We start from the raw sequence: 19454 nt of genomic DNA, 5'->3' as shown, positions 1-19454 counted from the left end.
GAGGACAAGGGCGGATGGCACTCAAGGCGCTGATTCTCGACTGGGCCGGCACGGCGGTGGATTTCGGCTCGCGCGCGCCGATGGGCGCTTTCGTCGAGGCGTTCTCCCGCGTCGGCGTGACCATCTCGATCGACGAGGCGCGCGAGCCGATGGGCCTGCCCAAGCGCGATCATGTGGCGGCGCTGCTTTACACCCACACCATCGGCCAGCGCTGGGAGGCGGTCCATGGCCGGCTGCCGGACGAGGCCGATGTCGACCGCGTGCTGGCGATCTTCGAGCCGCTGAATGTCGAGGTCATCCCGCGCCATGCCGACCTCATCCCCGGTCTGCTGGACGTGGTGGCCTTTGCCCGCGCCAAGGGGATGAAGATCGGCTCCACGACGGGCTACACCCGGCCGATCATGGAAAAGCTGATGCCGCTCGCCGCCGAGGCCGGCTATGCGCCCGACAATGTGGTGTGCGCCGGCGACCTCGCCGCCGGCCGGCCGAGCCCGCTGATGATGTACCGCACCTTCGCCGATATCGGCGTGTGGCCGCCGTCGGCCTGCGTGAAGCTCGACGACACCGAGCCCGGCATTGCCGAGGGCCTCGCCGCCGGCACCTGGACGGTCGGCCTCGCGCTGTCCGGCAACGCGGCCGGTCTCTCCAAGGCCGAGCTCGACTCGCTCTCCCCCGACGACCGCGCCATGGTCCGTGCGCGGGCCAATGATCGTCTGTCCCGCGCGGGCGCGCATTTCGTCATCGACACCGTGGCGGACCTGCTCCCGGTGCTCGACGCCATCGAAGCCCGCCTCGCGGCAGGGCTTCGACCCTAGCTAGGGATTTCGGCCCGCCTCGCGGCGGGGCTTCGACCCTAAGGATTTCCGGCCAGCCTCGCGGCGGGGCTGCGGCCGTAGGCCGTTCCTGCTCGCGTGCCCGCGTCAGCGGGCGCCCACACCATTGCGAGCCCGCGCCCCATCCTCTAAACCCGCGCGCAACGGATTTTTGAGGAACGGCGCCATCATGGCCAAAGACAAGCCCAGCAAACTCAAGGCGCGCCTGCCGCGCGGCCTCGCCGATCGCGGCCCTGCGGAACTCGCCGGCACGCGGGCGATGCTCGACACCATCCGCCGCGTCTATGAGCTGTACGGCTTCGAGGCGCTGGAGACCCCGTTCATCGAATATACCGACGCGCTGGGCAAGTTCCTGCCGGATCAGGACCGCCCGAACGAGGGCGTGTTCTCGTTCCAGGACGATGACGACCAGTGGCTGAGCCTGCGCTACGACCTCACCGCGCCGCTCGCCCGCCATGTCGCGGAGCATTTCCAGGACATCGCCAAGCCGTTCCGCTCCTACCGGCAGGGCTGGGTGTTCCGCAACGAGAAGCCCGGCCCCGGCCGCTTCCGCCAGTTCATGCAGTTCGACGCCGACACGGTGGGCGCGCCGACGGTGGCCGCCGATGCCGAGATCTGCATGATGGCCGCCGACACGCTGGAAGCGCTCGGCATCGCGCGCGGCGATTACGTCATCAAGGTCAATAACCGCAAGGTGCTGGACGGCGTGCTGGAAGCCATCGGCCTCGGCGGGGATGAGAATGCCGGCCGCCGCCTCACCGTGCTGCGCGCCATCGACAAGTTCGACAAGGTGGGCATCGAGGGCGTGCGCGATCTGCTCGGCGAAGGCCGCTGGGAAAACCCGGCCGCCAAGAGCGGCGATTTCACCAAGGGTGCGGGGCTGGATGAGGGGCAGGCGCAGGTCGTGCTCTCCATGCTCACCCCCGGCGGCGGCGAGTTCCTGCCCGCCAGCAACACCTATCTCGAAGGCCGGCAGGAACTCGACGAGATCGAGGCACTGGTCAACGCCGCCGGCTATCAAGGGCGCGTGCGGGTGGATTCCTCCGTCGTGCGCGGCCTGGAATACTACACCGGCCCGGTCTTCGAGGCCGAGCTGCTGTTCGAGGTGACCGACGAGAAGGGCCGCCCGGTGCGCTTCGGCTCGGTTGGCGGCGGCGGGCGCTATGATGGGCTGGTCGGCCGCTTCCGCGGCGAAGCCGTGCCGGCTACGGGTTTTTCCATCGGCGTCTCGCGCTTAGCGGCCGCGCTCACCGCGCTCGGCAAGCTGGAGGCGGCGGCCGAGTACGGCCCGGTGGTGGTGGTGGTGATGGACCGCGACCAGACCGGCCATTACATGGGCCTCGTCAAGAAGCTGCGCGAGGCCGGCATCCGGGCCGAGATGTATCTCGGCAACCCGAAGAATCTCGGCAACCAGTTCAAATATGCCGACCGCCGCAACTCGCCCTGCGTGGTGATCCAGGGCTCGGACGAGCGCGCGGCCGGCACGGTGCAGATCAAGGACCTGATCGAGGGCGCGAAGGCCGCCGCCGCCATCACCGACAACGCCGAATGGCGCGAAAGCCGCCCGGCGCAGTTCGAGTGCGCCGAGGCCGAGCTGGTCGAGAAGGTGAAGGACGTGCTCGGCCATCACGGCGTGCCGTACGGAGAGGCGCGCGGCTGAGCGCGGCGGGGAGGGCGGCGCATGAAGCTGTTTCCGCTCGGCCCCAGCACGACCGGCGCGATCGCCGGCGGCCTTGGCACCATTGGCGGTCTCACCACCGCCAACTGGCTCAAGGCGAGCTATCAGGACGTCCATGACAGCGCGTTCCTGTTCGCGCTGATCATGTTCCTGGCGTCGTTCTTCTTCATCACCCTCATCACGGCGGCGCTGAAGCATCTGAACGAGCGGGCGGGGAAGCAAGGCTAGGCCTGGCGGCCTTCCGGCGTCCATCATCCCGGAAGCCGCAACGCGGCGATCCGGAATTGGGGGCAGAAGGGGAGCGGGGCTCACTCGCGCCCACCAAAACTTATCCGCACCCCCTCCACCCTGCCGTAACATCCTCTCACCCTGTCCCGTGAAGGGGCGCAACCGGAGCGGCCGTTGGCGTGGGGCGGAGAGCGATGGCCGCGTGCCGGGGCATAACGCTCCCCGCGCGCGGCGGCCCAAGCCATGCGTTCCCGACCGGCTCTGCCGCCGGTCACTTGGGAGGCGGCTCGAACGGTTCGCCGTCCGTCCGGCTCCCGCAGCGGAGGATAGCAACGGTCAGTCCTCCGGGGGCCGCAGGGAGCAAGCCAAAAAACACCGCGTGCGGGGTGCCGGAGACGGCGCGTCGATTGGTTGACTGAAGGCTTGCACCATTCCTTTCATCACGGTGCAGGCGACCGTCGGGGCCTCGGCTCCGGCACCCCGCGCGCCCTTCGCGGCGCCGCCTGCCCATCTCCCCGGCCGGTTCGCGGCGCGGGGCGCTTGCGGCTGTCCGCACTTCCCCGCCCCCGCGCGGGAAACCATATCGACGCCGCGTCATGGACCCGACGCATCCCCTTTGCTAGAAGCGCGCAACCCTTCTCGGCGAACCGCCGAAACCGTTGAGCGACCATGACGACGCCCGTGCCGACCGCCACCGCTCCCGTCGAGCAACTGCTCGCGCTGTTCGCGCGCGCCGGCTTCGCGCGCGTCGAGCCGCCGGTGCTCCAGCCCGCCGACGCCTTTCTCGACCTGTCGGGCGAGGACATGCGGCGCACCATGTTCGTCACCACCGACGAGGAAGGCCGCGAGCTGTGCCTGCGGCCCGACCTCACCTTGCCGGTGTGCCGGCAATACATCGCCGACGGCGCCGCTCAAGCCCGCGATTTCGCCTATCTCGGTCCGGTGTTCCGCTCGGATGTGCCGGGCGGGGAGTTGCTGCAGGCCGGCGTGGAATCCTTCGGCCGCGCCGACCGCGAGGCGGCCGATGCCGACTTGCTGGCGCTGGGGCTGGAGACGGCGGCGCTGTGGGGCGTCATCGATCCGGTGATCCGGCTCGGCGATGCCGGGCTGTTCGCCAGCCTGCTCGACGCGCTCGCCCTGCCGCCGGGCTGGCGGCGGCGCCTCGTCAAGGATTTCGCCCGCTCCGGGAGCCTGGGCGCCGACCTCGCGGCGCTGCGCCAGCGCCCGGAAGGCGGCGGCGTCTCCGCCCATGCCGGCGTGCTGTCGGCGCTGGCGGGCTCCGACCCGGCCGCCGCCCATGCGCTGGTGACCGACTTGCTGTCGATCGCCGGCATCTCGACGGTGGGCGGACGCAATGTCGAGGAGATCGCCGGCCGGTTCCTGGAGCAGGCCGCCTCGGGCGATGCCGACGGCCTGCCGGCGGAAAAGGTCGCGGTGCTGGAGCGCTATCTCGCGATTCAAGGCAATCCCGACGCCGCGCTGGCCGCGCTGCGGGCACTGGCGCAGGACGCCGGCCTCGACCTTGCGGGCGCGCTCGACATGTTTGAGACCCGGACCAATTTCATCGCCGCGCAGGGCGTCGAGATCGAGAAGCTGCGCTTCGCCGCCGCCTTCGGCCGGCCGCTGGATTATTATTCCGGCATGGTGTTCGAGCTGCACGCCAATGGCGGCGCGGCGCCGCTGGTGGCGGGCGGGCGCTATGACGGGCTGCTGGCCCGGCTCGGCGCGCCCCATCCCATTCCCGCCGTGGGCTTCGCGGTCTGGCTCGGCCGGCTCGATGCGCTGGAGGTCCGCTCATGAGCGCGCTCATCGTCGCCGTTCCCTCCAAGGGACGGCTTCAGGAAAACGCCGTCGCCTTCTTCGCCCGCGCCGGCATGAGCCTCACCCAGTCCCGCGGGGCGCGCGATTATCGCGGCACGTTGTCGGGCGTGGAAGGGGTGGAGGTCGCCTATCTCTCGGCCTCCGAGATCGCCAGCCAGCTCGCCTCCGGCGCGGTGCATCTGGGCGTCACCGGCGAGGATCTGGTGCGCGAGACCATTTCCGACGCGGATTCCAAGGTGCTGCTGGTCGAGGGGCTGGGCTTCGGCTTCGCCAATGTCGTGGTCGCGGTGCCGCAGGCCTGGATCGACGTGCGCACCATGCGCGACCTCGACGACGTCGCGACCCATTTCCATGCAACGCGCGGCCGGCGCGTGCGTGTGGCGACGAAGTATCTCAACCTCACCCGCGCCTTCTTCGCCCGCCACGGCATTGTCGATTACCGTATCGTCGAGAGCCTGGGCGCCACCGAGGGCACGCCGGCGGCGGGCACGGCGGAGCTGATCGTCGACATCACCACCACCGGCTCGACCCTTGCCGCCAATGCGCTGAAGGTGATCGACGACGGGGTGATGCTGCGCTCGGAAGCCAATCTCGTGGCCTCCCTCGGCGCGAACTGGACCGGCGAGGCGAGGGCCGCCGCCCGCGCGCTGTTCGACCGCGTGACCTCGGCGCGCAAGGCGGCGACCATGCGCGAGGTGAAGACCCGGTTCTCCGCCTGCGACACCGCCGTGGTGCGCGAGGCGGTGGAGCGCTTCCGCGCCGTCGCCCCGTTCGGCGCGCCGACCTCCTCGGGGATGGTGACGCTGCACTGCCCGCCGGACACGCTGCACGCCCTCGCCGTGTTCCTGCGCGAAAAGGGCGCCGCCACCGTCTCGGTCGGCCCGCTCGATTATGTGTTCGCGGCGGAGAACCCGCTTTACGAGAAGCTGGCGGCCAAGATCGGATAGGCGCTTAGCTAGCGCCTTCCCTCAGCCGCCCAGCGCGACGCCGGGCGCCTCGCTGAGCCCGGCCTCGGCAAACGTCTCGGCTTCACCGATGGCGTGGCCGAACAGGATCAGGCACGGCCCCAGCTTCACGCCTGCCGCCGACTTATCCGCAACCGCCGCATTCAGCTTATCCTTGAGCGTGGCGACGGTGGCCACCACCCGGAATTCCTCCGGGCGGGTAGCGGAGAAGATGGCGAGGGCGGGTGCGTGAGGATCGAGGCCCGCGTTTATCGCTTTCTCCGCCAGTTCGCCCCAGGTGCGCTGGGGCATGTAGACCACCGTGGTGGCGGCGGGGTCGGCGAGCGCCTGCCAGTCGAGGTCGCGCGGCAGCTTGCCGTCGCGGGCATGGGCGGTGATGAACTGCAGCCGGCGCGCATGGTCGCGATGGGTGAGCGAGACGCCGAGCCGGCTCGCCGCGCCCTGTGCGGCGGTGATGCCCGGCACCACCTCCACCGGCAGGCCGGCCGCCCGCGCGGCGGCGATTTCCTCGCCGGCGCGGCCGAACACCATCGGGTCGCCGCCCTTGAGCCGCACCACGCGCTTGCCCTGCTTGGCCAGCGAGACCATCAGCGCGTTGATGTCGTCCTGCTTGCAGGAGGGGCGGTAGCCGGTCTTGCCGACCAGCAGTTTCTTCGCCTCGCGCCGCGCCACGTCCAGCACGGCCGGGGAGACCAGATCGTCATAGAGCACGACATCGGCGGATTGCAGCACGCGCACCGCCTTGAGCGTCAAGAGTTCCGGGTCGCCCGGCCCGGCGCCCACCAGCGCGACCGAGCCGCGCCCTTCGGTGTCGCGCTCCGCTTTCGCGCGCTCCAGCAGCGTCTCGCGCAGCGCCGCGTCCGGGGCGGTCTCGGGGGCCTCCAGCGCGCGCCGGGTAAAGCGCTCCCAGAACCGGCGGCGGCCCTGATAGCCAAGCTCCAGCGCCGCGACGCTGGCGCGCCAGCTCCGCGCCGCCTGCGCCCAGTGGCGGAAGCCCTGCGGGATCACCGCCTCGATCTTGGCGCGCACCGCCTGGCCGAATACCGGCGCGGCGCCGTCGGTGGAAATGCCGACCACGAGGGGCGAGCGGTTCACGATGGCGCCGAAGGCGAAGTCGCAGAAGGCCGGCTTGTCGACCACGTTTACCGGAACGCCCGCCGTCCTCGCGGCCTGCGCGAAGCGCGCGCCTTCCGCGTCGTCCTCGACGGCGCCGATGGCGAGCGCGGCGCCGGCAAGGTCGTCCGGGGTCCAGTCGCGGGCATGCAGCGTCAGCGACCCGTCGGGCGGGTTCTGCGCCAGCGCGAGAAGGTCGTCCACCGGTTCGGGGGCGAACAGGTCGACCTGCGCCCCGGCCGCGCAGAGCAGTTCGGCTTTCCAGGCGGCGGCGTCCGAGCCGCCGGCCAGCACCACGCGCCGTCCCTTGAGCGCGAAGAACACCGGCAGCCGCGCGAGCGGGGCCATGCGCGCGGCGGAGCCGTCCACCGGGTGTCGTGCGTCGCTATCGTCGCTCAGGCCGTCGGCCATGGGTCAGGTCCGTCTCAGTGGTCGGGTAGGCTCTCCCGGCCGGAGCCGGAGGCAGTCATTCGTGCATATAACACACGATTATCGGAATTGAAGGAAATAGACAGTCCGTTCCCGATAATCTGGGGCGGCCCGCTGCCTGTCACGCTCAGTGGCCCTTGTCGGACAGCCGGTCGGTCCAGGCCAGCACCACGCCGGAGAGCACGAACACGACATGGATGATCACCAGCCACATCAGCTCCTTCTCGTCGACGCCGCGGTCGAGGTCCATGAACGCTTTCAGCAGCGCGATGGCGGAGATCGCGACGATGGAGGCCAGCAGCTTCTGCTTGAGGCCGGCGAAGTCGACCTTGGTCATCCATTCCGGCCAGTCGGAATGGCCCTCGGCGTCGATCTTGGAGACGAAGTTCTCGTAGCCCGAGAAGATGACGATGACCACAAGGCTGCCGGTGAAGGTCAGGTCGATCAGCGCGAGAATGCCGAGAATGGTCTCGCTCTCGTCGAATTGGGTGGCGTGGGTGACGAAGTGGAACAGCTCATTGGCGAACTTGAACAGCAGCACGGCCAGCGCGATGACGAGGCCGATATAGAACGGCGCCATGATCCAGCGGCTGATGAAGATGAAGCGTTCGATGAGCTTTTCCATGGGCGGCACCCGATCCTTCTTCCGGATGCCAGAGGGGTGACATGACGTTGCGACGGCGGCAAGTGATTTGCTGCATCGCGAAGAACGCGCCGGAAGAAGGCGCCGTGAAGGGTGCCGCCGCGCTCAGCGCGGCGCCATCTTCTGGTAGGTGTTCTTGAGGTCGTCCTGCACCACGATCGCGGTGCCGTTGGCGACCAGCAGCAGGTCCTGCTCCGGCGTGTGCGTGGCGTAGCTCCAGCCGGGAGGCAGCGTCAGCTTGGCGCCGAGCGTCGGCAACTCGGCATAGGTGAGCGTCGGGTCAACGATCTGCGCATAGGCCTGCATCACATAGACCGAGCCGTCCGGCCCGGTAAGCTGGAACACCGGCTTGCCGGCGTCGAAGCGATAAGTGGTGTCGCGGTCGATGGTCTGCTCGGTATAGGCCGGCCCCATCGCCTGATGCAGCGAGAGCCCGACCTCGGCGCGCTTGGCCAGCGTGATGCCGCCGACCGTGATCACCTCGCCCGTCTTGGTCGCGCCAGAGGCGATAATGCCGTCCATCAGGAAATGCCGCGGGCCGTTCATCACCACGGCGAGGGTTCCGAACTGCCGGAACAACTCGCGCCGGGTGAGCGCTTCCCATTTGTCGGCCGGGCAGTCGTCGAAGCCGAGCGTGTTGTAGACAGAGGCCCGCAGCCCCTCCCGCGTGACGTGGACCGGCACGATCTCGCAATAGCGCGCATCGCGAAGCACCGCAGGCAGCTGGGGCGTCGGCTGCGCCTGCGCGGTGCCGGCGAGTGCCAGCAGCAGGGCGAGAGCGGCGGTTCGGAGGTGGAGCAAGCGGGCGGCGGTCATAGTTGCGTCACGGGCTGGTTGCGGGACCCGCAAATTACCGCCGTACGACCGGAACACGTAAGCGGCCGGAGCGATGCGACCAAAAATAGTCAGCCCGCTCCAGCCGTCTGCCCGTCAGGCATTCACGCCCACGCCGACCGGGCACGAAACGCCGGTGCCGCCAAGCCCGCAATAGCCGTTCGGATTCCGTGCCAGATATTGCTGGTGGTAGTCCTCGGCGAAAAAGAAGGTCGGCGCGTCGACGATCTCGGTGGTGATGGCCGGGAAGCCCTGTGCCTTCAAGGCCGCCTGATAGGCGTCGCGGCTCGCCTCCGCCACCGCGCGCTGGTCCGGCGAGGTGAGGTAGATGCCGGAGCGATACTGCGTGCCGATATCGTTGCCCTGCCGCATGCCCTGCGTGGGGTCGTGGCTTTCCCAGAACAGCTTGAGCAGGGACTCAAAGCTGATGACCTTGGGATCGAACACCACCATCACCGCCTCGGTATGGCCGGTGCGGCCGGTGCAGACCTCTTCATAGGTCGGGTTCGGCGTCGGCCCGTTGATGTAGCCGACCGCGGTCACCCACACGCCCGGCGTCTGCCAGAACTTGCGCTCGGCGCCCCAGAAGCACCCGAGGGCGAAGATCGCGGTCTCCAGCCCCTCGGGATAGGGGCCCTTCAGCGGATGGCGGTTCACGACATGCCGCTCCGCCGTGGGCAGCGGCGCGGCGCGGCCGGGCAGCGCCTGCTCGGGGGTCGGCAGGTCGAGACTCTTCTTGAAGAAGAACATGTGACGTCCCTCGTATGGGTCCGGCGTCGCCCGGGCGGAAGGCCGGGGCGGCGAAGGACCGGATGTGCTGACGTTGAAGTCTCTCCCGTTCGGGATCGTCGCCAATGTAATCATCCCGGCGCCTTCCCGCGAGGGCGCCCCCCGATCACGCTTCGGTCAGCCGGCGCGGCGGCGCCCGAGAAGCAGCAGCAGGATGCCGAGGCCGCCCAGCACGGCGAAAAGCGGCGCGGTAAGTGCGGGAGCGACCGCCTTGTCCCAGGCCTGCGCCGACAGGCTGGTTTCCACCAGCGATTGGAATGAGGCGAGCGTCCCCGGACTGGTCGCCTCCCAGGTGGTGCCGAACGGGGCCAGGACCAGTTCGGAGGAGGCGATCGAGCGCACGCCGTCGAGCACCAGCGCGACGAAACCGCCGGCAAGCAGCCACATCCCGATGAAACGCAGTACGAACCGGATCATGCCGTCTCCCCGCCCGAGCCCTGCCAACTAAAGCCTCGCCGCACCCGGATCCGGTCTAAGCGCCACGGTCCCGCGAGGCAAGCGTCCGTGCAGGTGAAAGCCCCGAACGCCTGTGGCCACGGGCGCTGGCCGCGACATTCCGTTCCAGGCGCTCCCGGAGCGATCCGGGAAGACCCTTAGGCTTGACGTGGATCAAGGCCCTCTCACGCCCGCGTGACAAAGGTCCGACCAGACTATGGAGCCGTTCCAGATTTCCAGCGGAACCGGGGCGGGGTGGAGGATCGAATGTCGGAACCGGATAGCTACGCCGCCGTAAAGAGCGTGCAGAAGAGCATGACCTTCGGCGAGGGCGGCCTCGCCGCTGTCTTCGCGATCATGGCGCTCGCCTGCATCACCATCGCGGCGAAGACCGATAGCGCCGCCTATGCTTTCCACGCCTATCTGTCGGCGCTGGCCAGCATCGCGGTCGTGTTCGTGGTGCTGAACCGCTATGTCGACCGCCCGGCCGCGCTGCCGGCGCAGGAGATCGAGGGCAAGCCGAACTACAATTTCGGTCCGGTGAAATTCGCCACCGTCGCGGCGGTGTTCTGGGGTCTCGCCGGCTTCACGGTCGGCGTGCTGATCGCGTTCCAGCTGGCCTTCCCGTTCCTGAACTTCGATCTGCCCTGGACCAGCTTCGGCCGCCTGCGCCCGCTGCACACCTCGGCGGTGATCTTCGCCTTCGGCGGCAATGTGCTGATCGCGACCTCGTTCTACGTGGTGCAGCGCACCTCGCGCGCCCGCCTCGCCGGCTACCTTGCGCCGTGGTTCGTGGTGCTCGGCTATAATTTCTTCATCGTCATCGCGGGCACCGGCTATCTGCTGGGCATCACCCAGGGCAAGGAATACGCCGAGCCCGAATGGTATGCCGACCTGTGGCTCACCGTGGTCTGGGTAGTGTACCTGCTGGTGTTCCTCGCGACGCTCTGGAAGCGCAAGGAACCCCACATCTATGTGGCGAACTGGTTCTACCTCGCCTTCATCGTGACCATCGCCGTGCTGCACCTCGGCAACAACGCCACGGTGCCGGTCTCGGTGTTCTCGCCCAAGTCCTACATCGTCTGGTCGGGCGTTCAGGACGCGATGGTGCAGTGGTGGTACGGCCATAACGCCGTCGGCTTCTTCCTGACCGCCGGCTTCCTCGCCATCATGTACTACTTCATCCCGAAGCGTGCCGACCGGCCGGTCTATTCCTACCGGCTGTCGATCATCCACTTCTGGGCGCTGATCTTCCTCTACATCTGGGCCGGCCCGCATCACCTGCACTACACCGCGCTGCCGGACTGGGCGCAGACGCTGGGCATGACCTTCTCGATCATGCTGTGGATGCCCTCCTGGGGCGGCATGATCAACGGCCTGATGACGCTCTCCGGCGCCTGGGACAAGCTGCGCACCGACCCGGTGCTGCGCATGATGGTGGTCTCGGTTGCATTCTACGGCATGTCGACCTTCGAAGGTCCGCTCATGTCGGTGAAGGAAGTCAACTCGCTGAGCCACTACACCGACTGGACCATCGGCCATGTGCATTCCGGCGCGCTGGGCTGGGTCGCCTACATCTCCTTCGGCGCCATCTACTGTCTGGTGCCGTGGCTCTGGCAGAAGCGGGAGCTGTATTCGCTGCGCCTCGTCAACTGGCACTTCTGGATTTCGACGATCGGCATCGTCTTCTACATCTCGTCGATGTGGGTGGCGGGCATCCTGCAGGGCTTGATGTGGCGCGCCTACACCTCGCTCGGCTTCCTCGAATACTCGTTCATCGAGACCGTCGAGGCGATGCATCCCTTCTACATCATCCGCGCGGTGGGCGGCGTGCTGTTCCTGATCGGCGCCCTGCTGATGGCCTTCAACGTGTGGATGACCATTCGCGGGCCTGAAGCCGTCGAAGCGGGCCTGCGCGCCACGCCCGCCCCCGTTCCGGCCGAGTGAGGACGAAAACCATGGCTGAAGTAGCCGCAACCAAGAAGTCGCTCTGGGCCAAGCACGCGTTCTTCGAGAAGAACTCGATCTGGCTGGTGATCGGCATCCTGATCGTCATCTCGATTGGCGGTCTGGTCGAGATCGTGCCGCTGTTCTACCTGAAGAGCACCATCGAGAAGGTTTCCGGCGTGCGCCCCTGGGCGCCGCTGGAACTGGCGGGGCGCAACATCTACGTCCGCGAGGGCTGCTATAACTGCCACTCGCAGATGATCCGCCCGCTGCGCGACGAGGTGGAGCGCTACGGCCACTATTCGCTGGCGGCCGAAAGCATGTACGACCACCCGTTCCAGTGGGGATCCAAGCGCACCGGCCCGGACCTCGCCCGTGTCGGCGGCAAATATTCCGACGAGTGGCAGCGCCAGCATCTGGCGGATCCGCGCTCGGTGGTGCCCGGCTCGATCATGCCCGGCTATCCCTATCTGGCGCAGACCCCGCTCGCCACCTCGGAAGTCGCGGCAGACATGAAGACCAACGCGATCGTCGGCGTGCCCTACACTGACGAGATGGTCGAGAACGCGCTCGCCGACCTGCGGGCGCAGGCCAACCCTGATGCCGATGGCGTCGACGCGTTCCAGAAGCGCTATCCCGGCGCGCAGGTCCGCGACTTCGACGGCAACCCCCGAGCCCTGACCGAGGCCGACGCGCTGATCGCCTATCTCCAGGCGCTCGGCACCATGGTCGATTTCAAGCTCTACGAAGACAAGGCCAACGTGCGCTGAGGAGGCGACGATGAACGAAACCTACCGCGCCGTCGCCGAATTCGCCCAGACCTGGGGTCTGATCTACTTCGTCGGCATCTTCCTGTGCGTGCTCGTCTATGCGCTGGCTCCCAGCCGCAAGAGCGAGTTCGAGCACGCTGCCCGCCTGCCTCTGAGCGAGGATTGAGACCATGGCCGATATTCATGCGTCCGAAACGCACAAGCCCGAGGTCGACGCCGTCACCGGCGTCACCACGACCGGGCACGAATGGGATGGCATCAAGGAGCTGAACCATCCCCTGCCGCGCTGGTGGCTGTGGACCTTCTATGCCTGCATCGTGTGGGCGGTGGGCTACTGGGTGGTCTATCCGGCCTGGCCGCTGGTGTCGTCCTACACCTCCGGCGTGTTTGGCTGGAACTCACGCGAGGCGATTCAGGTCAGCCTCGCCGACCTGCGCGCCCAGCGTGCCGAGTTTGCCGGCAAGCTCGAAGCCGCGTCGCTGCAGGAGATCGAGCAGAATCCGCAACTGCTCGCCTTCGCCCGCGCGCAGGGCCGCGCCGCCTTCGGCGACAACTGCGCCCCGTGCCATGGCGCGGGAGGTGGCGGTGCCAAGGGCTACCCGAACCTGAACGACGACGACTGGCTGTGGGGCGGCACGCTGGAGCAGATTCAGCAGACCATCCTGCACGGCGCGCGCTCCACTGACGACGCCGGCCACATGGGCGACATGCCGGCCTTCGGGCGCGACGGCATACTGACCCATCCGCAGATCGTCGCGGTGGCCGACTATGTGCGCTCCATCGCCGGGCTTGAGCAGGTGGCGGATGCCCAGCTCCAGGAAGGCAAGGAAGTCTTCGCCGCCAACTGCGCCGCCTGCCACGGGCCGGACGGCAAGGGCAACCAGGAGCTCGGCGCGCCGAACCTGACGGACGGCATCTGGCTCTATTCGCCCGACAAGCCGACCATCATCCAGGCGGTGACCAACGGGCGCGGCGGCATCATGCCGGCCTGGCAGGGGCGCCTTGACGACAGCACCATCAAGGCACTGACCGTCTACGTGCACACGCTCGGCGGCGGCCAGTAGCCGATGCCCCGCCGTCGGCCGGAAAGCCTCCCGGCGGACGAAGGTCAAGGCGGCATCCCGCGACGGCGACATTGTGTCTCCGGGGCGGGGTGCCGCATACGCATTTTCCCGCCCGGCATGGCCCGGATCAACCGCGTATCGGTCCGGCGCTAGAAAGTGAGGCGGGCATTCGGTGGAGCGCCGATGCCCCGTGCCGGGAGAGCATTCGATGAACATGGCGACGAGCAACGCGCAGGTCGACGAGGTGGGCGCCGAGGACGGCCCGCTTTACGAGGCGCGCCGCAAGATCTACCCGATCGCCGTTCATGGCCGCTTCCGCAAGATCAAATGGGCGCTGCTGGCGATCACGCTCGGCATCTACTACCTGCTGCCCTTCGTGCGCTGGGACCGCGGGCCGAACGCGCCCTCGCAGGCGGTGCTGGTCGACCTCGCCAATGGCCGCTTTTACTTCTTCTTCATCGAAATCTGGCCGCAGGAATTCTACTACCTGACCGGCCTGCTCATCCTCGCCGCGCTGGTCCTGTTCCTGATGAACGCCGTCGCCGGGCGCATCTGGTGCGGTTATCTGTGCCCGCAGACGGTATGGACCGACCTGTTCCAGGCGATCGAGCGCATGGTGGAGGGCGACCCGCGCGAGCGCCGCGAGAAGCTCAAGCACGCCTCCCGTGCACAGCGGGCCTTCGAGGCCGCCTCGAAGCACACTCTGTGGCTGATGGTGGCGTGGTGGACCGGCGGCGCCTGGGTGCTCTATTTCGCCGATGCGCCGACGCTGGTGATGCAGCTCCTGAAGGGCGAGGGGCCAGCGATCGCCTATGTCTGGATCGGCATCCTCACCTTCACCACCTATGTTCTCGCCGGTCACATGCGCGAGCAGGTCTGCACCTATATGTGCCCGTGGCCGCGCATTCAGGCCGCGCTGACCGACGAATACGCGCTCAACGTCACCTATCGCTATGATCGCGGCGAGCCGCGCGGCTCGTTCAAGAAGACGCAGGCGCTGAAGCTGCAGGGCCTGCCCGGTGGCGACTGCGTGGACTGTAACCAGTGCGTCGCGGCGTGTCCGACCGGCGTTGACATCCGCGAGGGTCTCCAGCTCGGCTGCATCCAGTGCGGCCTGTGCATTGATGCCTGCGACACGGTGATGAAGAAGATCAACCGTCCGACCGGGCTGATCGCCTACGACACCGACATGAATGTGCAGGCCCGCCAGCAGGGTCGCCCGACCGTGACGCGCCTGCTGCGCGCCCGCACCGTGCTCTATGCCGCGCTGATCGTGGTGGTCGGCGGCATCATGCTCACCACGCTGGCGACGCGCGGCTATGAGGGGCTCTCGGTCATTCACGACCGCAACCCGCTCTTTGTCCAGCTGTCCGACGGCTCGATCCGCAACGCCTACACGCTGCGCCTCGTCAACAAGGAGCTGAGCTCGCGCCAGTTCCAGATCGCGGTGGAAGGCGTGCCGGATGCAACGGTCGAGGTGGTTGGCGGCGTGCCGGATGCGCAGGGCCGCCCGGTCGTGGCGGTCGGGCCGGACCAGACCTACGAGGCGCGCGTGCTGGTTTCGACCCACGCCCGGCTGCCGGAGAACGCCTCGCTTGGCATCACCTTCCATGCCACCGACATCGAGGGCGGCCGCACCGCCTCCGCTCCCGACCATTTCAAAGGCCCCTGAGCCAGGAAACGCGCCATGGCGATGACCTCCGATCAATCCACCCGCGGAAATCCGATCACCGGCCGCACCGTGCTGGCCTGCTTTCTGGGCTTCTTCGGCATCGTGTTCGTGGCGAATTTCTTCCTCGTTCGCGCTGCGGTCACCAGCTTCGGCGGGGTGGAGACCGCGAGCTCCTATCAGGCCGGGCTCGAATTCACCCGCGAAAGCGCGGCGGCGCAGGCGCAGGATGCCCGGCACTGGCAGGTGGCCGCTCATCTGGCAGGGGGCGAATTCGACGTGAGCGCGCGCGACGCGGCCGGCCAGCCCCTGACCGGCCTCGACATCGCGGTCCGGCTGCATCACCCGACCGACCGCCGGCTCGATCAGGTCATCGAGCCCGAGCGCACCGGTGCGGGCCAGTGGCATGCCGACACCACGCCGCCGCCCGGCCAGTGGGACCTCGTGATCGAGCTCAGCCGCGACGGCGAGCGCCTGTTCCGTTCCAGCAACCGGGTTGTGACAAGGTAGCAGCCTATGAGCACGGATGCCGGTGTGGTCCACTTGCCGTCCCTCGCCCCCGCCGCCCGGTCCGGCGGCGAGCCGGTGCGGGCGGAGGCGGTCGAGGATTTCTCCCTGTTCGTGCGGCAGAACGAGAGCGGGCAGGCGGAAATGGCCTTCGCGATCGAGGGCATAGACTGCGCCGCCTGCATCGACGAAATCGAGGACGCGGTGGAGGCGCTGCCGGCCATCGCGCAGGCCCGGCTGAACTACACCAGCCACCGCCTGACCGTAACCTGGAAGAAGGACGCTTCCGCCGAGCCGGGTGCGATCTTCCGCGCGCTGGCAGGAGCCGGCTACAAGGCCTACCCGTTCGAGGCCGACCGCGCCGAGGAGATGGACCGCGCCACCGCGCGTCACCTGCTGCGTTGCCTCGGCGTCGCGGGCTTCGCCATGATGAACATCATGCTGCTCTCGGTTTCGGTGTGGTCGGGCAATGTCACCGACATCACCCCCGAGACCCGCGACCTGTTCCATTGGCTCTCGGCGCTGATCGCGTTGCCGGCCGCCGCCTATGCCGGCCAGCCCTTCTTCCAGAGCGCGATCCGCGCGTTGAAGGCGCGCAGCCTCAACATGGACGTGCCGATCACGCTGGGCGTGCTGCTGGCCCTCGGCGTCTCGGTGTTCGAGACGCTGAACCACGCCGAGCACGCCTATTTCGATTCGGCGGTGATGCTGCTGTTTTTCCTGCTGACCGGCCGCTATCTCGACCACGCCATGCGCCGCCGGACGCGGGCGGAGGCGAGCAACCTCGCCGCGCTCAAGGCCGCAAGCGCCAACCGCCTCTCGCCCGATGGCTCGCTGGTCACGGTTCCCGCCGCCGCCATCGCGCCCGGCGACATGGTGCTGGTGCGCGCCGGCGAGCGTGTGCCGGTGGACGGCATTGTGGTGTCGGGCACGGCGTCGGTGGATGAGAGCCTGATCACCGGCGAGACCCTGCCGCGTGCGCTGGCGGCGGGCGGGGCGATCCATGCCGGCAGCCTGGTGCATGACGGCGTGCTGCATGTGCGCACCACGGCGGCGGGCGAGAACACGTTCATCGAGGAAATCGAGCGGCTTCTCGATAAGGCCGCGACCGCGCGCGGCACCTATGTCCGGCTCGCCGACCGGGCCGCGCGGCTTTACGCGCCGGTGGTGCATGCGACCGCCTTGCTCTCGCTGATCGGCTGGCTGCTGGCCGGCGCTTCGGTGCATCAGGCGGTGCTGATCGCGGTGGCGGTTCTGATCATCACCTGTCCCTGCGCGCTGGCGCTCGCGGTGCCGGCGGTGCAGGTGGTGGCGGCCGGCGCCCTGATGCGGGCGGGCGTGCTGCTGAATTCCGGCGACGTGTTCGAGCGGATGGCGCTGGTCGATACCGTCGCTTTCGACAAGACCGGCACGCTCACCGTTTCCGAAATGGCGCTCGACAATGCCGCCTCGGTCGATCCCGAACTCATCGACATAGCCGCCCGGCTGGCGGCGGGCAGCACCCATCCGCTGGCCCGTGCCATCGCCGCCGCGCGTCCCGGCGCCGCGCCGCTGGGAGGCATGGCAGAAGTTGCCGGGGCCGGGGTGGAGGGCGTGGTGGATGGTATGCGGGTTCGCCTCGGCAGCCCGGACTTCTGCGGCTGCGCGGATCTGGCAGAGACCGTTGCGGCGCCCGACGCCTCGTTGGTGGCGGTGCGGGCGGGGGAGCGCCGCGCCGTGCTGGTGATCCGCCAGTCGCTGCGCCCGGACGCTCGCGCCGTGATCGACCAGCTTCGCCGCTGGGGCAAGCATGTCGCCATCCTCTCGGGCGACCGGCCCGAGGCGGTGGCACGGGTCGCGCAGCAGCTCGGAGTCGAGGACTGGCGCGGCCACGCCACGCCCGCCGACAAGATCGCCGCGCTGGACCGACTTGGCGCCGGTGGCCGCCGCGTGCTCATGGTCGGCGACGGCGTGAACGATGCGCCCTCGCTCGCCGCCGCCAGCGTCTCGCTCTCCCCGATTACCGCGGCGGATGTGACGCGCGCCCATGCCGATGCGGTGTTCCTCGGCGAGAAGCTGGCACCGGTGGCGGCGGTAATGGCGGTGTCGGCGCGGGCGCGCGAGCTGATGCGGCAGAACCTGATGATCGCCGTGGCCTACAACCTAATCGCGGTGCCGCTGGCGATCGGCGGCTATGTCACCCCGCTGGTGGCGGCGCTGGCGATGTCAGGTTCCTCGGTCATCGTGACGCTGAACGCGCTGCGGGCGCGGTCCTATACCCTGCCCATGGCCGACAGCCGGGAGGCCTCCTCGCTATGAATGTGCTGATCTATCTGCTTCCCATGGCGCTCGGCCTCGGTCTGCTCGGTCTGCTGGCCTTCATGTGGTCGCTGCGCAGCGGGCAGTATGAGGACATGGACGGCGCGGCGGTGCGCGTGCTCAGCGACGACGACCTCGATCCACACGCTGCCCGCCGGATGAAGGACGCGACGCCGCGATGAGCCTGGGGCTGGGATATGGCGAGGAGGACGTCGCCGCCCGTGCCGGGCGGCTCGGCTGCGCCTGCCCGGAGGATGGCGCGCGCGCGCTGCGCCGTCTGCCGGGACAATGGCAATTGGCCGGCGGCTTCGCGCTCATCGTGCTGGCGCAGGCGCTCACGCTCGGCGTGTTGCCTCTGGCGGGTGCGATGCTGGATGACGGGCGCCTGTTTCACGGTCTTCCCATGGCCGGTCTGCCGCTGGCGGCGTTCTTTCTCGGTGCCGCCTGCGCCAGCCTGCCGGCGACCTTCCTGCTCGACGCCTTCGGTCGCCGGGCGGGCTTCGCGCTCGGCGCCAGCCTCGGTGTCGCAGGCGGGCTGATCGCGGCCTATGCCGTGACCATGCGGCTGTTCCCGGCGCTGGTGGTCGGTGGATTCTGGCTCGGTGCCGCGCAGGGATTCGGCATGTTCTATCGCCACGCCGCCGCCTTCGGCGCTGGCGGCACCGGGCGGGCGGGGGTGATCGCGCGCCTGCTCGGCGCCGGGGCGCTGGCTGGGCTTATAGGCCCGGCGGCCGCCGGTGCGGCTGAAGCGCTGTTCACGCCGTTCACCTTCGTCGGCACCCTCATGCTGGCGGCTCTCGCGCAGCTCGGCGCGCTGGCGTTTGCCGTCGCGCTGCCTGAGGCGCGTTTTTCCCATGCCGAGATGACGGTGGAAGCTGGTGCCACGGCGGAGCCGACCATAGCGCTACGCTGGCGCGCGCTGGTCGTCCCGACTCTGGCCGGTATTTTCGCCTGGGGCGCGATGACCTCCGCGATGGCGAGCGCGCCGCTGGCCATGGCCGATTGCGGCATCGGCCTGCCGGTGATTTCCGGCGTGGTGGCCTGGCATGTCGTGGCGATGTACGCGCCGGCGCTGCTCGGCGGCCGGCTGGCACTGATGCTGGGCGATGCCGGCGTCGCGCTCTGCGGCGTGGTGCTGTGCGTGGGCGCGGCGGGCCTCACTCATTTGCAGGCTGACGCGGCGTGGATCGGCGCCGGCTTCCTGCTGGTCGGGGCCGGCTGGTCGCTGGCAACGCTCGGCGCGACGCTGATGCTGCACGGCCGGGGCGTGCCTTCCCGCCTTCAGCTCGCCGCCCATGACGCGGCCCTACTCGCCGCCGCATTGGTCGGCACGCTGCTCGCCTGAAGCCTGCGTCCCTTCCCGAAGCTCTCGGACATTTCCTCTAGGAACGCGATTGACTTCGTCGGATGTTTATGTGAGTGATCGTTTAC

The 19454-nt window shown here is 68.7% G+C and carries 19 protein-coding genes; 14 read left to right on the top strand and 5 right to left on the bottom strand.

The features are described 5' to 3' along the window. Nucleotides 1-14 precede the first annotated feature (14 nt). The 5 genes from phnX to hisG all read left to right on the top strand — a co-directional run bounded on the left by phnX (nt 15) and on the right by hisG (nt 5507). Nucleotides 15-815, top strand: a complete 801-nt coding sequence (gene phnX / locus VRZ77_RS00190; RefSeq protein ID WP_414590694.1) for a phosphonoacetaldehyde hydrolase — start codon at nt 15-17, stop codon at nt 813-815. A gap of 187 nt (nt 816-1002) precedes the next feature. Continuing rightward, a complete protein-coding gene (hisS, locus tag VRZ77_RS00185; protein WP_414590693.1) occupies nt 1003-2493 on the top strand; it encodes a histidine--tRNA ligase in 1491 nt (496 codons plus the stop codon). Between the two features lie 21 nt (nt 2494-2514). Further along, complete coding sequence (locus VRZ77_RS00180) at nt 2515-2739, top strand: hypothetical protein (RefSeq protein ID WP_414590692.1); 225 nt, start codon at nt 2515-2517, stop codon at nt 2737-2739. A gap of 669 nt (nt 2740-3408) precedes the next feature. Beyond that, a complete protein-coding gene (locus VRZ77_RS00175) occupies nt 3409-4539 on the top strand; it encodes an ATP phosphoribosyltransferase regulatory subunit (protein WP_414590691.1) in 1131 nt (376 codons plus the stop codon). Beyond that, entirely contained in the window at nt 4536-5507 is a 972-nt protein-coding gene (gene hisG / locus VRZ77_RS00170; protein WP_414590690.1) for an ATP phosphoribosyltransferase, read from the top strand. The genes VRZ77_RS00175 and hisG overlap by 4 nt, the downstream gene beginning before the upstream one ends. Before the next feature lie 21 nt (nt 5508-5528). Here the strand turns inward: hisG and cysG are convergent, their stop codons facing one another. The 5 genes from cysG to VRZ77_RS00145 all read right to left on the bottom strand — a co-directional run bounded on the left by cysG (nt 5529) and on the right by VRZ77_RS00145 (nt 9750). Continuing rightward, nucleotides 5529-7049 (bottom strand): siroheme synthase CysG, encoded by a 1521-nt coding sequence (gene cysG, locus VRZ77_RS00165; RefSeq protein ID WP_414590689.1) that lies wholly within the window; start codon nt 7047-7049, stop codon nt 5529-5531. A 145-nt stretch (nt 7050-7194) separates the two neighbouring features. After that, nucleotides 7195-7692, bottom strand: a complete 498-nt coding sequence (locus VRZ77_RS00160) for a TIGR00645 family protein (protein ID WP_414590688.1) — start codon at nt 7690-7692, stop codon at nt 7195-7197. A 123-nt stretch (nt 7693-7815) separates the two neighbouring features. Further along, nucleotides 7816-8526 (bottom strand): hypothetical protein, encoded by a 711-nt coding sequence (locus tag VRZ77_RS00155; protein ID WP_414590687.1) that lies wholly within the window; start codon nt 8524-8526, stop codon nt 7816-7818. 114 nt (nt 8527-8640) lie between these two features. Continuing rightward, entirely contained in the window at nt 8641-9294 is a 654-nt protein-coding gene (gene msrA, locus VRZ77_RS00150) for a peptide-methionine (S)-S-oxide reductase MsrA (RefSeq protein ID WP_414590686.1), read from the bottom strand. Nucleotides 9295-9450: 156 nt separating this feature from the next. After that, nucleotides 9451-9750: a hypothetical protein gene (locus tag VRZ77_RS00145; RefSeq protein ID WP_414590685.1), complete on the bottom strand. Its 300-nt coding sequence runs from the start codon at nt 9748-9750 to the stop codon at nt 9451-9453. A gap of 285 nt (nt 9751-10035) precedes the next feature. Between VRZ77_RS00145 and ccoN the strand changes: the two genes are divergently transcribed. The 9 genes from ccoN (at nt 10036) to VRZ77_RS00100 (ending at nt 19368) form a co-directional block, all read left to right on the top strand. After that, on the top strand, nt 10036-11715 hold the full coding sequence (ccoN, locus tag VRZ77_RS00140; protein WP_414590684.1) for a cytochrome-c oxidase, cbb3-type subunit I: 1680 nt from the start codon (nt 10036-10038) through the stop codon (nt 11713-11715). Nucleotides 11716-11726: 11 nt separating this feature from the next. Next, nucleotides 11727-12485, top strand: a complete 759-nt coding sequence (gene ccoO, locus VRZ77_RS00135) for a cytochrome-c oxidase, cbb3-type subunit II (RefSeq protein ID WP_414590683.1) — start codon at nt 11727-11729, stop codon at nt 12483-12485. A 10-nt stretch (nt 12486-12495) separates the two neighbouring features. Next, nucleotides 12496-12651, top strand: a complete 156-nt coding sequence (locus VRZ77_RS00130) for a cbb3-type cytochrome c oxidase subunit 3 (protein WP_414590682.1) — start codon at nt 12496-12498, stop codon at nt 12649-12651. Between the two features lie 4 nt (nt 12652-12655). Next, nucleotides 12656-13549, top strand: coding sequence for a cytochrome-c oxidase, cbb3-type subunit III (ccoP, locus tag VRZ77_RS00125; protein ID WP_414590681.1), 894 nt, complete (start codon nt 12656-12658; stop codon nt 13547-13549). 208 nt (nt 13550-13757) lie between these two features. Beyond that, nucleotides 13758-15221: a cytochrome c oxidase accessory protein CcoG gene (ccoG, locus tag VRZ77_RS00120; RefSeq protein WP_414590680.1), complete on the top strand. Its 1464-nt coding sequence runs from the start codon at nt 13758-13760 to the stop codon at nt 15219-15221. 15 nt (nt 15222-15236) lie between these two features. Further along, nucleotides 15237-15728 carry a FixH family protein gene (locus VRZ77_RS00115; RefSeq protein ID WP_414590679.1) on the top strand — a complete coding sequence of 164 codons (492 nt, stop codon included), beginning with the start codon at nt 15237-15239 and terminating at the stop codon, nt 15726-15728. A 6-nt stretch (nt 15729-15734) separates the two neighbouring features. Continuing rightward, a complete protein-coding gene (locus tag VRZ77_RS00110; RefSeq protein ID WP_414590678.1) occupies nt 15735-18023 on the top strand; it encodes a heavy metal translocating P-type ATPase in 2289 nt (762 codons plus the stop codon). Beyond that, the gene (gene ccoS / locus VRZ77_RS00105; protein ID WP_414590677.1) at nt 18020-18205 is read left to right on the top strand and encodes a cbb3-type cytochrome oxidase assembly protein CcoS; all 186 of its coding nucleotides are present in this window, start codon (nt 18020-18022) and stop codon (nt 18203-18205) included. The genes VRZ77_RS00110 and ccoS overlap by 4 nt, the downstream gene beginning before the upstream one ends. Beyond that, the gene (locus VRZ77_RS00100) at nt 18202-19368 is read left to right on the top strand and encodes a hypothetical protein (RefSeq protein ID WP_414590676.1); all 1167 of its coding nucleotides are present in this window, start codon (nt 18202-18204) and stop codon (nt 19366-19368) included. The genes ccoS and VRZ77_RS00100 overlap by 4 nt, the downstream gene beginning before the upstream one ends. Nucleotides 19369-19454: the final 86 nt, after the last annotated feature.

This window comes from Ancylobacter sp. G4_0304 (assembly GCF_047501495.1).
Lineage (GTDB): Bacteria > Pseudomonadota > Alphaproteobacteria > Rhizobiales > Xanthobacteraceae > Ancylobacter.
This window is presented reverse-complemented; position numbering and strand designations above follow the sequence as displayed.

Excerpts from the sequence above, each read along its gene's own strand:
- VRZ77_RS00100 (WP_414590676.1), top strand. The coding sequence starts at position 18,202 with ATGAGCCTGGGGCTGGGATATGGCGAGGAGGACGTCGCCGCCCGTGCC.
- ccoG (WP_414590680.1), top strand. The coding sequence starts at position 13,758 with ATGAACATGGCGACGAGCAACGCGCAGGTCGACGAGGTGGGCGCCGAG.
- VRZ77_RS00130 (WP_414590682.1), top strand. The coding sequence starts at position 12,496 with ATGAACGAAACCTACCGCGCCGTCGCCGAATTCGCCCAGACCTGGGGT.
- VRZ77_RS00155 (WP_414590687.1), bottom strand. The coding sequence starts at position 8,526 with ATGACCGCCGCCCGCTTGCTCCACCTCCGAACCGCCGCTCTCGCCCTG.
- ccoS (WP_414590677.1), top strand. The coding sequence starts at position 18,020 with ATGAATGTGCTGATCTATCTGCTTCCCATGGCGCTCGGCCTCGGTCTG.
- hisG (WP_414590690.1), top strand. The coding sequence starts at position 4,536 with ATGAGCGCGCTCATCGTCGCCGTTCCCTCCAAGGGACGGCTTCAGGAA.
- hisS (WP_414590693.1), top strand. The coding sequence starts at position 1,003 with ATGGCCAAAGACAAGCCCAGCAAACTCAAGGCGCGCCTGCCGCGCGGC.
- VRZ77_RS00175 (WP_414590691.1), top strand. The coding sequence starts at position 3,409 with ATGACGACGCCCGTGCCGACCGCCACCGCTCCCGTCGAGCAACTGCTC.
- ccoP (WP_414590681.1), top strand. The coding sequence starts at position 12,656 with ATGGCCGATATTCATGCGTCCGAAACGCACAAGCCCGAGGTCGACGCC.
- VRZ77_RS00115 (WP_414590679.1), top strand. The coding sequence starts at position 15,237 with ATGGCGATGACCTCCGATCAATCCACCCGCGGAAATCCGATCACCGGC.
- ccoO (WP_414590683.1), top strand. The coding sequence starts at position 11,727 with ATGGCTGAAGTAGCCGCAACCAAGAAGTCGCTCTGGGCCAAGCACGCG.
- VRZ77_RS00145 (WP_414590685.1), bottom strand. The coding sequence starts at position 9,750 with ATGATCCGGTTCGTACTGCGTTTCATCGGGATGTGGCTGCTTGCCGGC.
- msrA (WP_414590686.1), bottom strand. The coding sequence starts at position 9,294 with ATGTTCTTCTTCAAGAAGAGTCTCGACCTGCCGACCCCCGAGCAGGCG.
- VRZ77_RS00110 (WP_414590678.1), top strand. The coding sequence starts at position 15,735 with ATGAGCACGGATGCCGGTGTGGTCCACTTGCCGTCCCTCGCCCCCGCC.
- ccoN (WP_414590684.1), top strand. The coding sequence starts at position 10,036 with ATGTCGGAACCGGATAGCTACGCCGCCGTAAAGAGCGTGCAGAAGAGC.
- VRZ77_RS00180 (WP_414590692.1), top strand. The coding sequence starts at position 2,515 with ATGAAGCTGTTTCCGCTCGGCCCCAGCACGACCGGCGCGATCGCCGGC.
- phnX (WP_414590694.1), top strand. The coding sequence starts at position 15 with ATGGCACTCAAGGCGCTGATTCTCGACTGGGCCGGCACGGCGGTGGAT.
- VRZ77_RS00160 (WP_414590688.1), bottom strand. The coding sequence starts at position 7,692 with ATGGAAAAGCTCATCGAACGCTTCATCTTCATCAGCCGCTGGATCATG.
- cysG (WP_414590689.1), bottom strand. The coding sequence starts at position 7,049 with ATGGCCGACGGCCTGAGCGACGATAGCGACGCACGACACCCGGTGGAC.